12 protein-coding genes are annotated in these 14,407 nt (G+C 40.1%); 10 read left to right on the top strand and 2 right to left on the bottom strand.

Features of this window, described 5'->3' with window-relative positions:
- Nucleotides 1-17 precede the first annotated feature (17 nt).
- The 4 genes from JW841_08565 (at nt 18) to JW841_08550 (ending at nt 3,558) form a co-directional block, all read left to right on the top strand.
- The gene (locus JW841_08565) at nt 18-296 is read left to right on the top strand and encodes a flagellar biosynthetic protein FliQ (protein MBN1960986.1); all 279 of its coding nucleotides are present in this window, start codon (nt 18-20) and stop codon (nt 294-296) included.
- 33 nt (nt 297-329) lie between these two features.
- A complete protein-coding gene (locus JW841_08560; GenBank protein MBN1960985.1) occupies nt 330-1,148 on the top strand; it encodes a flagellar biosynthetic protein FliR in 819 nt (272 codons plus the stop codon).
- A gap of 274 nt (nt 1,149-1,422) precedes the next feature.
- A complete protein-coding gene (locus JW841_08555) occupies nt 1,423-1,905 on the top strand; it encodes an RNA-binding protein (protein MBN1960984.1) in 483 nt (160 codons plus the stop codon).
- A 30-nt stretch (nt 1,906-1,935) separates the two neighbouring features.
- Complete coding sequence (locus JW841_08550) at nt 1,936-3,558, top strand: hypothetical protein (GenBank protein ID MBN1960983.1); 1,623 nt, start codon at nt 1,936-1,938, stop codon at nt 3,556-3,558.
- Nucleotides 3,559-3,563: 5 nt separating this feature from the next.
- Here JW841_08550 and JW841_08545 read toward each other — a convergent pair whose 3' ends face one another.
- Nucleotides 3,564-4,187, bottom strand: coding sequence for a lytic transglycosylase domain-containing protein (locus JW841_08545; protein MBN1960982.1), 624 nt, complete (start codon nt 4,185-4,187; stop codon nt 3,564-3,566).
- Nucleotides 4,188-4,848: 661 nt separating this feature from the next.
- Between JW841_08545 and tssI the strand changes: the two genes are divergently transcribed.
- The 5 genes from tssI (at nt 4,849) to alaS (ending at nt 12,508) form a co-directional block, all read left to right on the top strand.
- Complete coding sequence (tssI, locus tag JW841_08540) at nt 4,849-7,104, top strand: type VI secretion system tip protein VgrG (protein ID MBN1960981.1); 2,256 nt, start codon at nt 4,849-4,851, stop codon at nt 7,102-7,104.
- A gap of 10 nt (nt 7,105-7,114) precedes the next feature.
- The gene (locus JW841_08535; protein ID MBN1960980.1) at nt 7,115-7,978 is read left to right on the top strand and encodes a PAAR domain-containing protein; all 864 of its coding nucleotides are present in this window, start codon (nt 7,115-7,117) and stop codon (nt 7,976-7,978) included.
- Nucleotides 7,979-8,009: 31 nt separating this feature from the next.
- Nucleotides 8,010-8,264 (top strand): hypothetical protein, encoded by a 255-nt coding sequence (locus tag JW841_08530; protein ID MBN1960979.1) that lies wholly within the window; start codon nt 8,010-8,012, stop codon nt 8,262-8,264.
- A gap of 99 nt (nt 8,265-8,363) precedes the next feature.
- Nucleotides 8,364-9,317 (top strand): hypothetical protein, encoded by a 954-nt coding sequence (locus tag JW841_08525; GenBank protein ID MBN1960978.1) that lies wholly within the window; start codon nt 8,364-8,366, stop codon nt 9,315-9,317.
- Between the two features lie 197 nt (nt 9,318-9,514).
- Entirely contained in the window at nt 9,515-12,508 is a 2,994-nt protein-coding gene (gene alaS, locus JW841_08520; protein ID MBN1960977.1) for an alanine--tRNA ligase, read from the top strand.
- Nucleotides 12,509-12,567: 59 nt separating this feature from the next.
- On the opposite strand, the gene JW841_08515 is transcribed toward alaS, so the two are convergent.
- Nucleotides 12,568-12,789, bottom strand: a complete 222-nt coding sequence (locus JW841_08515; protein ID MBN1960976.1) for a hypothetical protein — start codon at nt 12,787-12,789, stop codon at nt 12,568-12,570.
- Nucleotides 12,790-12,973: 184 nt separating this feature from the next.
- Here JW841_08515 and JW841_08510 point away from each other — a divergent pair, with 184 nt between their 5' ends.
- Nucleotides 12,974-14,269 carry a hypothetical protein gene (locus JW841_08510; GenBank protein ID MBN1960975.1) on the top strand — a complete coding sequence of 432 codons (1,296 nt, stop codon included), beginning with the start codon at nt 12,974-12,976 and terminating at the stop codon, nt 14,267-14,269.
- Nucleotides 14,270-14,407: the final 138 nt, after the last annotated feature.

The raw sequence follows: 14,407 nt of genomic DNA, 5'->3' as shown, positions 1-14,407 counted from the left end.
GTCCTAGAGGTTAATTCATGGATCAAAAAGTCATCGATTTTATACTTCAGGTAACTAATCAAGGTCTACTTGTAACCATTATTGTATGCGGCCCCCCGATCGTTTTAAGCATGATCGTCGGTTTAATGATCTCCATCTTTCAGGCTGTTACCCAAATACAAGAGCAATCGTTGACGTTTGTACCTAAAATGATTGTTATTTTCGGAGCCTTGGCTGCTCTTATGCCAATTTTGGGCGCTCTGTTAATGCGTTTTGCCCAAATGTGCTTTGAAGGCTTTCCAACCGCAATATATTAGGGGATGTCCCTGATTTAACTTACGAAATTACCAATGCCTTCATTACTACAAAAAATTGCTGAAATGATGAACTACACCCAAGAAATTATGATCCTTGGGCTAGTTTTGGCTCGTACCATGCCAATGGTGATCCAAACTCCATGGTTAGGCGGTAAGCTCGCCCCTATGGAAGTAAAAATGGGGTTAGGCTTACTATTCACTATAATAATATGGCCGATTGCGCGTAGATCTCTATCTGGTCCTTTGCCGACTACGGCAATTCCTTTTTTACTGTTAATGGGCAAAGAAGTACTAATTGGTTTTATAATCGGTTTTATTAATAATCTTGTATTTATGGTTATGGAAATGGCAGGAAGGCTAATCGACACTAGTCGTGGTACTTCTATGTCCGAAGTATTAGAACCTCATTCGGGGCAGCGTGCTACCCCATTTGGGGATCTATATTATCAGTTATTTTTAATCGTTTTCGTAGTAATAGGTGCCCATGGTATCTTTTTTGATGCTTTCTTTATGTCATTTTCCACATTGCCATTAAACGTTGGTTTAGCTCCCCCTGAAAATATGGGCCAACTTGCTGATTTTGTTATCAGAACAACCGCTGATGTATTCATGGCTGCGGTTTTGTTAGCTTCACCTATTATTGCTGCAGTTTTAGTAACAGATGTAGTTTTTGGTATACTTAATCGTGTCGCCCCTCAATTAAATGCCTATTTTATGGCTATGCCGGTCAAGGCAATGGCCGGTGTAATGATTGCAGTAGTAGTTCTTGAGGCATTTACAAGCCGTTTGAGTGATTTTGCTGTTTGGTCGTTAAGTTCGATTGAAAAAACTTTGGATTTTTTGGTGCACTAGGGGGTGTCCCTAAAAAGAAAAAAAATTACCTAGTTAAAGTATTGCTCTTGCCTCAAATAGGCGCGAGACTATAATTAAAGTCAAACGCCCATACCAAGGATGCCTTGCGAGAACAAATTAAGAGAATATCTAGGTTGCGCGTTATTGCTCGATTTGCGAGGCGCCTTCGGTCGTAATTGCCCATGAGGGGTGAATCCACCGACGAAGCCTTCGAGCAAGACTTATTAAAGACGGACCGTAAGCATCTTGCTTATTCTGGTCCCAGGAGCGAGTGATGGGTAACAAAGTCTTCGTCGGTGGTTTAAGTTTTGATATTCAAGATGATGGTTTACGTGAGGGTTTTGCCAGATTTGGTGAAATCACCGAGGCCAAAGTCATTACTGATCGTACCACCGGTCAATCACGCGGTTTTGGTTTTATTACATTTGCAAACGAAGATTCGGTTAGTTCTGCAATTGCCGAAATGAATGGTACAGAAATGGGAGGTCGTACCATTAGAGTTAGTGAAGCCCAAGAAAACAGCGGACGTGGTGGTGGACGCGGTGGACGTGGCGGACGTGGCGGTTTTGGTGGTGGCGGACGCGGCGGTTATGGTGGCGGCGGACGCAGTGGTTATGGTGGCGGCGGACGTGGCGGACCCGGTGGTGGTGGCGGACGTGGTGGTTATGGTGGTGGCGGACGTGGGCGTGGTGGCCGTAGTGGTGGTGGGCCTAGTGGACCAAGCGGTGCTGGTGGACCTGGTGGTGGTCGCTGGTAACAGTTTTTACTTATTAAATAATGGGGGCCAATGACCTTGCGCTGTTGTCGCTTATTAGTGTTGGTTTCTTTAACCACATCCAAATTACTCTTTGCTACGCCCCCATTAACCTCAAATCTTCCTCAAGAAAACTGCGCAGATTTTAATGCGTCAATAATTGATACACCACTTATTCAATCTAATAAGGACAACCTAAAAAACAACACTTTGCGTATACAGGATGCACAAAAATACCTTAATTCATGTGCACAATTTGAAATAGCGGCTTTAACTGAAAAACTAATTAGCTTTGCTAAAATTGCTGATTATAAAAAAATTAATAATTCCTCTCTAACTGCTCAAGCCGCATTTCTACAGAAATGGGCTCTAACTCACGGGTTACTTTTTAAAATTGTTGGTGACAATTATGCATGGGAGATAAGTTATGGCACCGGGGAAAAATTATTAGGGCTAGTTACTCATATTGATGGCAGTATCAATAAAAATAGTAATAGCTATAACAAGATAAACCTTGCTACAGCATTAATAGTACTAGCTGCTATACGCCGCAAATTGGTTAAAATGCGCGGTGAAGTAGTTTTAATTATTGGACTAGATACTAACCTGCAACTTGAAAAAATTCATCAATACATAAGTAGCCAAACCCTACCACAGCAAATTATTACCCTTGATGGAACTCTACCGGTTACTATAGCAAATAACGGTCAAGTATACTGGCATTTAGCTGCAACTACTGAACTATCTACAAAAACATATCATACATTTGTTGCTAATGCTCAAGCTGGTCAAAAAACTAATGGTGTAGCGGTAATACCTGATCAAGCACATATGCAATTGATGCCTGGAGTCAATGAAACATTAGCACAACTACAACTTAAAGTTGCTGCGGCGATAGACCAAGAAAAACGACATCGCGGAAGTAATAATGGTTTTAAAATATCTATGGATGTTGATAATTCTTTACAATGTATTAATGTACATGTCTTTGGCAAATCTGCTCCTGCCTTTGCACCAGAACATGGTTATAATGCCTTGTGGCCCCTTGCCAGTATTGCCCAACTCGTTAGAGTTGAAAACCAAGGGTTTGGACTAGTCTTAAAACTTATAGCAAAAAAATTTGATGATGATTTTTATGGTTATAAACTTGGCTTAGCTTATAAGCATCCTTTTATGGGGAGATTAGTAGTTGCTCCTACTCATCTTAGCGGCCAAAATGGTCAAGCTTATCTTGATATAGCAATGTCCCGCCCAATGGGAATGACGACTAATGAATTCTCAAATAAACTAGATATAATTCTCAAACGGCTTAAGCACTCGATCGGGCCAGAATTATACGAATATAAACCATATTATATTAGTGAGGCACGATACGTAGATGAAGAGACGCCGCTAGTACAAACTCTGCTGGATATATATCGCAAAGAGACAGACAGTGATAGCGCAAAACCATCATCGATACGTAGCGATAACTATATGCATATATTTGCTGGAGCTATAGCAATCGGAGCATCTCTACCACAAAATGTTGCAAAAAAAACACCTGATACTAGTGATTTTATTGCAGCAAACGACTCAGCGAGTATTAGCACCATCACTTTATTGTCACACATTCTTTTCTCAGTAACTACACAATTAACGGCAAGCTCTAAGTAACCAACTCAGGTTATCGGCAGAGAGCCATAAAGTACCCGTAATGCACGATATCGCAAAAGCACCTTACTAGCATAAGCATCACGAATATTTTTTGGTAGTCGGCCATTGTGATGACGAAGAATATACTTAGTAGCACTAGGACCACGATTATATGCAGTTAATGCAAAGGCGGTATTGCCTTTAAATTGATTTTCTAAACGAACCAAATAACGAATACCTAAACGAACATTGCGAGTTGGATCGAATGTATGCGCTAAAGTATAACCGAGGCCCATTTGTTCTGCTAACCATTGGCCAGTGGCTGGCATAATCTGCATAAGACCTTCGGCTCCTACAGGTGAAATTGCATAATTATCAAAATAACTTTCAACGTAAATAACTGCTAACACGAGCAAGGGGTCATACCCAAGTTCAAGTGATTCATGGACAATTACAGTAGCAGTGCGTAAAGCATCAGTTTCATTGAGTGTGCGCGAGCGACGTATCAACTCATAAGCCACTGCATCAGCTATGGTTAACACTGTTACTGGTTTTGGCATCACTGGCTCTAAATCTGCTATAAAGGCTAATGGATCTGGAGATGGTGTTTGTAAAGTATGCGAATAGCTAAGACGAAAAGCCTCATCCATGTATTTTGCTGGTGATGCAGGGCTTGTCCATAACAAAGCCAGCAGTAATAAAACCAGCGCCACTAAAATAAACTTATTATGTTTACCGCGCTGTTCTTTATTTGACAACGCTGGCTCCTGCGCTTGTGCAGTATCACACGCAGAAAGAGCCGTGCGGTACTCTCTCATATTAAATAACCTTTCTAAAAACGACCGAACTAAACCAAGCTTGCTAAATACGCCCAGCTAACGGACCCTCAACTGCCCCATACGGGTTATACGTTACTTCAAAGCAACACATTCATTCCGGGTAATTTTGAAACTTGTTATCGGTATGAATTTTGCTCAGTTTAAGCCCAGCTACATGTGTTGGCGGGCGAGACCATTATTATGTACACTATAAACCTACATCTCGGCTAGCGCCAAATGAGATTTTGTTACGATTTACTAAAAATAATTAAAATAATTCTCTTAATAACATGAATTTTAGTTCATAACCATAGTAACTGCGATCGATGAACCTATACATGTCGTAAATTTTAACCCATTTAAATTTGTTTTTGTATGAATTAATAGCGATCAAGATATTCGAGGCTGTTTGAATATTTCGTGTTAGTAATTACTTAGTATCACGCAATACCCTTGTAAGTACGTTCTGTTGTTTACAAAAATGGAGTTTGTCGTGGCCCTCGATCCTGTCAGCTATACATTTGAAATTAATAATCAATCAAGTACTTGGCAAATTAGACGTTTCAAACTCACTGAGCGTTTATTTGAACTATATATTGGTAACTTTGAGATCATTCACCCTACGCAAACTGCTGATATTGATAGTCTTTTAGGGGTGTCTTGCACGGTTACGCTGACGAGAGCAACTGCAGTGTCACGACGTATAAACGGCATTATTCATCGTGTAAAAAGAGTCGGCACCGATCATAATAATATTATAGTTAGTATAGAAGTAGTACCCGCATTGTGGTCATTAACCCAACGAATAACTTCGAGAATATTTCAAAATATTTCAGTCCTCGATATTATTACTAAGGTTCTAAATGAAGCCTTAGCTCCATTGCAGAGAACAATACGAAACGATACCCATCGTTCGTTGCCTGAACGAGAATACTGCGTGCAATACCAAGAAACTGATTTTGATTTTGTCCGCCGTTTAATGCAAGAAGAAGGCCTTAGCTTTTATTTTGATCAAAGTGGTAGTACCGAACAAGTTGTATTAGTCGATGATAACGCTACCTATCCTACGGCTGCTGGCCAAAATGCTGAAGTTTATTCTCTTGTTGATCCTGGTAGCAGCGCTGGTGATTTTGAAAGTGTGCATCGTATTCAGAGTGAACAAGCACTTATGCCAACAAGTATGATCTTAAATGAGTACGATTGGCGGCAACCAAATATGATGGTTCATATTGAACAACATGAAACTGATGTTGTGAATCAAGAACGCGTTATTTATGACTGCGAGCCAGCATTAAATATTACTGATAATGGCAACGACCGCAAAGAACGCCTTGGCATTCGCCATGAACAAGAACAAGTAAACGGGCATCCGAGCGCTGGTGATAGTAATGCGATTAATTTTACCTCTGGATGCATTTTTGAATTACGTGACCTTAATAGTAGCGACTTAGAGGCACGTTACTTAATTACCGAAGTAGTTCATGAAGGCACCGCACCGGGTGCATTCTCCCAAGATGCTAATGCTGACGTAGAGTATTATAATCATTTTGTCTGCATATCCGAGAACGTTGTTTATCGCCCACCGCTGCATTTGCGACGGCCATTTTTAGGTACCCTAACGGCAACTGTCGTGGGTCCTAAAAATGAAGAGATCCAAACCGATAAGCATGGTCGAATTAAAGTGAGATTTCATTGGGATCTACTCAGCCCCAAAAATGGCGAAAGCTCTTGTTGGATAAGAGTAATGCAATCTTGGGCTGGCCCTGGCTATGGTACAGTATTTATCCCACGCATAGGTATGGAAGTTATTGTGCAATTTGTGCAAGGTAATGCTGATTTGCCTCTAGTCACCGGTTGTTTATATAACGGCTTGAATCGTCCACCGCTAACCCTCCCGCAAGACAAAACAAAAAGTACGATTACTTCACGAAGCTCACGTAATAATTTAGGTTTTAATGAACTAACCTTTGAAGATGCAACCGGCAGCGAAGAAATAATTCTTCATGCTCAAAAAGATTTAAACGCACATATTCTTCACAACCAAACCTATAATATTGACAGCAATGATCGAATTACGGTTGGTGGTAGCCAAACTATAAATATAGGTGGTAATCAAAGTATTACCGTTGGCGCTGATCGTAGTTTGCAAGTTAATCGTGACGAATCTACTACTATTGCTCGCAATCGCACCGTAACCGTCAACAATGATCAGACTACGTTAGTTGCTAATAATCGCTCAACCACTATAGTCAATAACGACGATCAAAAAGTTGTCGGTGACCGCTCTATTGATATAGCAAAAAATTATACTAACAATATCGGAATCAATCGCAACGTGAACATAGGGGTAAACGACGATTTGCAAATCGGTAGTAGTCAAAATATTAAAATCGCTGCAATAAAAACTGAATCAATCGGCGGCGCCAGCCTTGAAACCATTGGTGGCGCTAAAACTCTTACCGTCGGTGGTGCCTATGCAGTATCCGTTGGCGGTGCCATTAATACGATGGTGGCTGGTGCCCATTTAGAAGAAACGGGTTTGTTACGTGCTATTAAGGCAGGCAAGAAAATTTCGATTTCTTGTGGCGGCAGCTCAATTAGCCTTAATAGCAGTGGTATTGAGTTATCATGTGGCGCAAGTAAAATTAGCTTGAGTAGCGGCGGCAAGGTAACTATTACTGGTACTGAATTTGAGTTTACGGCTTCGGGTCAAATCAAACTCAAAGGCGGTATGGTTTATATAAATTAAGGGGATACAAATGCCTCGTCCTGCCGCTCGTTTAGCTGACCCACATACGTGCCCTTTAGTCGCACCTAGTGGCGCGCCGCATGTTGGTGGTCCAATTATGCCGCCATGTGCTCCCACCGTATTTATTGAAGGTAAGCCGGTAGCCCGGGTCACTGATCATGCATTTTGTGTAGGGGTGCCCCCTGATACAATTCGTGGTGGTTTAATTTCGGTCTTTGTTGAAGGCAACCCACCGTCACGCATGGGTGATATGACTGACGTCGGCAGTATCACCGCAGGTAGTGCCACGGTATTTTTAGGCGAATGGGCTGGTGGTGCACTTACTGCTGAGCAAGCTCAATGGTTGTATAATTATATGGCTAGTCAGCAAGATATCCCGTTTGAATATGCAAATAATGGCTGTTTTACTCGTGCTGATCGTATGGCAGAACATATTAATAGTTTGGGTATACCGGTAGAAAAATTTTGGGTACGCGCAACTACTGCTAGTGGGGCATTGGATGTACCTATTGCAAATTATCCTGGCGGCGGGGTGATGTGGGATTGGCATGTTGCACCCATCGTCCAGGTAGCAAGCCCAAGTGGTCCGGTTGGTATGGTTATTGACCCATCGCTTAGTCTTGGCAGACCGGTCACAACTACTGAATGGATTAGCGCACAAAACCCCAATCCCGCTAGCACGGTATCTGGCACCACTAGTCGTGATGTCTATACTCGCGGCTGGGATTACAGCAGCGAAACCTGGGATGCCTCTGGTGACCATATGAGAGATCCCGCAACCACCAGTGCACACTTAGACCATTTTCGTGATTTACGCGCTGCTTTACCCGCATCTTCTGGCAGAAATATTGCTAATGCTCCAGTTCATTTTTAATTTTACACTATATAGAAAGGCAAAAAAATACATGGAACATATTGAAGATACGATTGAATCCAATCTTGAAGTTGAGCATATAAGACTAGATAGCCAATACCAGAAGGGTAAAAGATATATAGTGACATTTTTTTTTCGTCAGGCGCTGTATTTCTTGCATATGGATTTACCCAACGCTCCTCAATGGCTAACTATTTTACATAAAAGCCTAGAAACCAAAAAACCAGTAAATGTTCACTTCAATTTAGTCGGACAAAAAATAACTCATGTTGAATGGGCTAAATAAGCCTTAAAAAATAGCTTGGGGGACATTAGTAGACAAAATAAGTAACTTTATGGTAGATAAAAGAAGGTTAGCATTTAAATTTGATAGATGAGGATAAAAATGGCACCAACTATTACATTTGAAAATGGTGGATCCCAGCAAGCATTAAACAATTCTTTTTTTCCAACTAACGCTTCTGGACCAAAGGCATCAGCGGATAAGATTGATAAGTTGCATCAATTAACCGCCAGTCTCCAAGATATAGACACAAACGTCACCGAAAAAGAAAAACAGCAAGCAATTGCATGGCGTAAGATGTACATGGCCAACAACCCATATGCTGATCCTAGTAATGTACTAAAGCATTTTAAGAATTATGTTAAAGCAATCGATAAAGTAGATAATGAATATCGTGGTTTATATGGCCAACTGCTTATTTCAGCGCATGGAGATAATAAAATCGCCAAAAATATGTTAGATAAAATTAACTCGGTTTCAAAACAATATAAAGATATTAACCGCTCGGACATCGAGAAACTCGGAATTAAACTGCTTTCCATCGCCAATAAGAACACCATTGACGATAACAAAATAAAAGATGCTCATGAGATCTTTAATACCCTGCTACCGCAATATAATAAGCTTTGCCAATTTCAAGATTCATATAATATTGAGAAGATTTCTTTTGCTGATTTTATTGATTGGGTGACTAAGCTTTTCGCAGCTGCTTTATGTCACGTATCTGCAACTAATGATTTAATTATCCAAACTATTAGTACTTACATTAAATGCCCAGATATCACTTTTAAGCTGTTGGCAGATTTAACCACCGAAATTGTTCGTCTTGAAAGCATATATGCCAATAAGTCTGGGCAGTATTCTTACGGTAATGCAACAAATAATTTAATTTTTAAATTGGGCGATATATATAATCAACACTCCGAACATCTGAATTTTAATGACATCAAAGAATTTCTTATTTCTAGCTGTCGTGCCAACCAAGCTAAAGAAGTAATTGGGCTATTTAATGACTGGGGAAAGGCCCATTTATATAATTCAGATAATGCGCAATAAAAATTGCCAGATCAAATTAACTATCCACGATAATTGAGCGGCGTATCCGGTTTGTACTAAGCCCGTTAGCCGTTAAACTGTTTACCGTTAAACTGTTAGTGTTTATATCATGCAATTCGCAACTTATTATTTTATTTACTACTTTTGTACATCAAAGCTTACAGCTTTGTTATTAATGTGCTAAACACTGCCCCCTCATGAAAAGATTTGCTAAAACCATTCGCCAAGAATTTCTCGATTATTTTGCCAAAAATGGACACACCATAGTCAAATCGAGTTCATTAATCCCCGCCAATGATCCAACCCTTATGTTTGCTAATGCAGGTATGGTGCAATTTAAAGACGTTTTTGTAGGCGCTGAACAACGACCCTATACGCGTGCCGCATCATGTCAAAAATGCTTGCGAGTTAGTGGCAAGCATAATGACCTTGAAGAAGTCGGGCGCACTGCGCGTCATCATACTTTCTTTGAAATGCTTGGTAATTTTTCATTTGGCGATTACTTTAAACCCGAAGCAATCGAACTTGCATGGAGTCTTATCACTAAAGAATGGGGTTTAAATCCTGAACGTTTATGGGTAACCGTCTTCGGCGGAGCTGATGGTATTGCTGCTGACACCCAAGCGCGCACTTACTGGAAAAAAATAAGCACTCTGCCCGAAGCGCGCATCTTAGATATGGGTATGAAAGATAATTTTTGGGCTATGGGTGATACCGGCCCATGCGGACCATGCACTGAAATTCACTACGATCTTATCGGTAATAGCGACGTAAGTGCTGAAGACTTTGAAAATGGACGTATTGTTGAAATTTGGAACAATGTCTTTATGCAATTTGAGCGTTTTGGCGATGGACGTATGCAACCCTTACAAAAAACTGGGGTTGATACCGGTATGGGCCTTGAACGGATCACTGCCATTATTAATCAAGAAAATTCAAATTATCACAGTGATCTCTTTATGCCGTTAATTGAAGCGGTAGCTAACATCTGTGGCAAAAACTATACTCATAGTAATAGTGAAGATGATGTCTCAATGCGAGTTATTGCAGATCATGCTCGCACCACTGCTTTTCTTACTGCCGATGGGGTACAACCCACTAATGAAGGCCGCGGTTATGTCATGCGCCGAATCATGCGTCGTGCAATTCGCCATGGTAAACGTCTTGGGTTAGATAATTTATTCTTTGCCCGTATATGTGATGATGTTGTTGAAAACATGGGCGAAACTTATCCTGAACTTAATGAAACACGGGCCTTAATTAGCAAAGTAGCTGATCTTGAAGAACGCTCGTTCCGCCGTACCCTCGATACTGGTCTGCGTATTCTTGCTGATGAAGTGAACCAAGCCGAACTACATCAACAGAGTAAATTATCTGGTGAAGTAGTTTTCAAACTTTATGATACTTATGGTTTTCCAAAAGATTTAACTGACGTTATTTTAGCTGAACGCGGACTTATCAGTGATGATGAAGGTTTTGCTAAAGAAATGGCCGCGCAAAAAGAACGCAGTCGCGGCAGCGACGTTGGTGAAGCGGCCATTTCTGATATCTATAAAGAGTTAAAGAAAAAACTAGGTGAAATCGAATTTATCGGCTATCTCCATGAAACTGAACCTTTAGATAAACGTGATGGTGTTTGGCGTTGGCATCATGACAGCAATACTGAATATCTCGAAACTGAATGTAAAGTTATTGCTTTGGTTAAAGATGGTATTGAGATTAAAAAAATAGAACACCAAGCTAATGCTGAGCAACAAGTATTTGATTTACTAATATCACCAACACCGTTTTATGCTGAATCTGGTGGTCAGGTTGGTGATACCGGTATCGCTAACAACGATGCCGGTTTTACAGCTTTAGTGTTGGATACGGTTAAACCAATTGATGGTTTGCCAATATGTAAGGTCCGCTTGCTGCAAGGGGCTATTGCAGTTGGTGATAAAATATGGGCTGGTTATAATGCTAATAACCGAAAAAATACTCGCGCTCATCACTCGGCCACTCACTTATTGCATGGCGCGTTACGTAAAGTTTTAGGTGAACACGTTAAACAATCAGGTTCTTTAGTTGATGCACAGCATTTACGTTTTGATTATTCGCATTTCGAAGCACCAACCCGCGAACAGCTGGCTTTAATAGAAGATGATGCCAACGCTTGGGTAACACTTAATAACGATATCGTTACCGAAGTTTTACCTTTTGATAAAGCTAAGCAAAAAGGCGCCATTGCTTTTTTTGGTGATAAATATGGCGATATTGTACGAGTTATTAGTATTGGCGCTTCGGTTGAATTTTGTGGGGGAACTCACGCCCGCAATACTAGCGATATTGGCTTAATTATAATCACTCGTGAAGAATCTGTTGCTAGCGGTGTTCGTCGTATCGAAGCTCAAGTAGGTTTTGCAGCACGTGCTACTATACGTGAAATGTCGCAACGACTTAATACCGCCTACGATATCCTTACTCAGAAGATGAATAAGCCAAATGATATCCAAAATCCGATTTTAACCTCAATAATAAAAACCGTACGACATGCTCAAGAATTGTCTGCTACCATAAGCGACAGTGGTGGTTCACCAACAAAAGCTAATACCAGTATAGCTAATCCAATAAGCTTGCCTGATGAATTTACTCTAGTGCAAGCACGTCAGGTACGTGATTTATGGCATGGCCTGCAGTTATTAGTTAACGCGCGTGCTAGTGAAGTTGATGATGTGCTCTCACACTACCGCGCTCAAGATACCGGATTGCTAGCTGCCTTTGCCGCGCTACTTACAAGCAATAAAGAAAATGAGCGTCTTATTGAAGAAAATAAACGCGCTGCTCTCTCTAGTTCTACAGCCGATTTAGTGCAGCAAGCACGGGTAATTAATGAGATCACAGTTCTTACTGCCCGGATTGATGATACTGAAGCTAAGTCTTTACGTGAATTGGCTGATCGCTTGCGCCAACAACTTGGCTCTGCAATTTTAGCGCTAGGTGGAAGTAGTGAAGGCAAAACAACATTACTAGTAGCAATTACCCCTGATCTCACCAAACGTTTTCATGCCGGTAAATTAATTGGACAACTTTCTCAAATCATCGGTGGCAAAGGTGGTGGCAAACCTGATTTTGCCCAGGCTGGTGGTAATAAACCAGAAGCTCTAACTGAGGCATTTGCAACATTAGAAAAGCTGATTGGCGAGGCCTAATTTTAAATTTACTTTTGTTTTTTTATCGATAGCAGAAAAAGCAATTATTAGGTAATTAGTTATTGGCTCTTACGTAAAAGGGTTTCTAGTTCTTGACGATCAGAATCACTGATCTCAGTTTCACCTGAACCGTTATGGTGTTTATTGGCAAGCGCACGATTTAATTTTTGTGCCAATTGACTTTCAACGCCAGCTCGCATTTGTTGCATTTTTTTCTGAATTACTGTTGAATTCCATACCTCGGCAATATGACCGGCAAGCGTCATTTGACCTAATTGCACAAAAAAAACACCATATGTCGCACAACCAATGAAACAGAAGAATAATATAGTTTTGATAAGATTCCACATGACCCTGCCAGCCTAACTCATTATTGTGGCCTATGGCAAAAAAGTGGCAAAAATAAATAAGCACTCGACCTAAAAACACCTATCAATTCGGCTACATTCACGATAAGAAGGCAACATGTATATTACACGTAAAATTCATCGAACATTTACAACGACGGATTTAAACATCATTTGTATGGCAACTTTTATAGTGTTAGTTTTTTTATTTAATTTTAACGCCTGCTTTGCAAACGCAAATGAAATAAAACTACCAAAATCTATTATCGAAACGATTTATCAAGGTCGCAATCTCGAACCCCTAACATTACTCAGCTCGCAAAGCCAAAAAAAAGGTGAAACTGTATCAATTTATCAATTACCTCTACCTGAGAGTAAAGATAACATGTGCAAGCCATTTGAATACTGGCTGGTAATTTCTAAAGCAATCAATGAATTTCAAACGCAATTACTATTTGTCGTATGTAACGATGGTTACGGTGCCGCTAATCTTGGTGAAGATTCTATTAAAGTTAATGATGGCACTATAACTTACAGTAAAAGTGGGGGCTCTGCATGGCGCTGGGATAACGAGGTTACTTTTAATATATCTTCATTAGAAATTACTCACGAAGTTTCATCAAGCTTTCACACTCTCTCCCCAAATTCTAGTAAAACCATTAGCGATTGGAATAACTTTATCTTTTCTGAACAACGTCAAACTCCGTTATGCGAATCATTAGATGAAAAACAAGATACCTATACAAAACTATATGACACTGAGGCATTATTAATTCCTATTTTTCAACCCTCAATTACTTGGGATATGCAAACCACTAGCTTAGGTAGCTGTGGAGTTTATATTGATAGTACTGGTAATAATGGTTTTATAATTCATGGACAACCAGGTGAGACTAGTGATGCATACTTTTTTGCCATGCTTACCCAAAAAAAGGAACTATGGCTTGAGGTAGTTGATGACCATTTTATAAATAACGCTAGCAGTTGGCTTTATGATGATCATTTTGAAATTTGGCTTGCTAATAAGCAAGATGATCTATTCTGTGTAAATAGCAAAGAATCACCAGACCAATGGGGAATAAGAGCTAAAGACGGCAAAGTATTCCCTGGCTATGGATCACCATCGCCTCTTGTCGTTAAAGAAATATATTCAACAAACGATTCTGTAAGAATGAGAATAGCACTGCCAAATTCTTTTGATCTTATAACAGTCGTTTATAGTGACAGTGATGATGGTAAAAAACAAAAACGCTTAATAGCAACTTCAAAATTAAGTTTTGCAAAATTGGCAACTTTAGGCGCTTATAAAAATATCCCTGAAACGTTTGGCAAATGCGAAGTTTATAAAGGACAATTTATGCTTAATTTAGAACATAAATATAAAATAGATTTCCCAAAGACATTAGAACACTGAGTATCAAGATAAATTTTTTACACCTTATTTAAAACCAAACACCTACACTACCAGACGCTCCGCCAATTTCTTCATCGCCAATATAAAGCAGTTCGTAACCAACCCCCAAATCAAAACGATTTATTAATAAACCAAAAC

Source organism: Deltaproteobacteria bacterium (assembly GCA_016931625.1).
Taxonomy (GTDB): Bacteria; Myxococcota; XYA12-FULL-58-9; order XYA12-FULL-58-9; family JAFGEK01; genus JAFGEK01.
This window is presented reverse-complemented; position numbering and strand designations above follow the sequence as displayed.

Bases quoted from the DNA above. Each gene is read 5' to 3' on its own strand.
- alaS (MBN1960977.1), top strand. From the start codon at position 9,515: ATGAAAAGATTTGCTAAAACCATTCGCCAAGAATTTCTCGATTATTTT.
- JW841_08565 (MBN1960986.1), top strand. From the start codon at position 18: ATGGATCAAAAAGTCATCGATTTTATACTTCAGGTAACTAATCAAGGT.
- JW841_08530 (MBN1960979.1), top strand. From the start codon at position 8,010: ATGGAACATATTGAAGATACGATTGAATCCAATCTTGAAGTTGAGCAT.
- JW841_08550 (MBN1960983.1), top strand. From the start codon at position 1,936: ATGACCTTGCGCTGTTGTCGCTTATTAGTGTTGGTTTCTTTAACCACA.
- JW841_08510 (MBN1960975.1), top strand. From the start codon at position 12,974: ATGTATATTACACGTAAAATTCATCGAACATTTACAACGACGGATTTA.
- JW841_08545 (MBN1960982.1), bottom strand. From the start codon at position 4,187: ATGGATGAGGCTTTTCGTCTTAGCTATTCGCATACTTTACAAACACCA.
- JW841_08555 (MBN1960984.1), top strand. From the start codon at position 1,423: ATGGGTAACAAAGTCTTCGTCGGTGGTTTAAGTTTTGATATTCAAGAT.
- JW841_08535 (MBN1960980.1), top strand. From the start codon at position 7,115: ATGCCTCGTCCTGCCGCTCGTTTAGCTGACCCACATACGTGCCCTTTA.
- JW841_08560 (MBN1960985.1), top strand. From the start codon at position 330: ATGCCTTCATTACTACAAAAAATTGCTGAAATGATGAACTACACCCAA.
- JW841_08525 (MBN1960978.1), top strand. From the start codon at position 8,364: ATGGCACCAACTATTACATTTGAAAATGGTGGATCCCAGCAAGCATTA.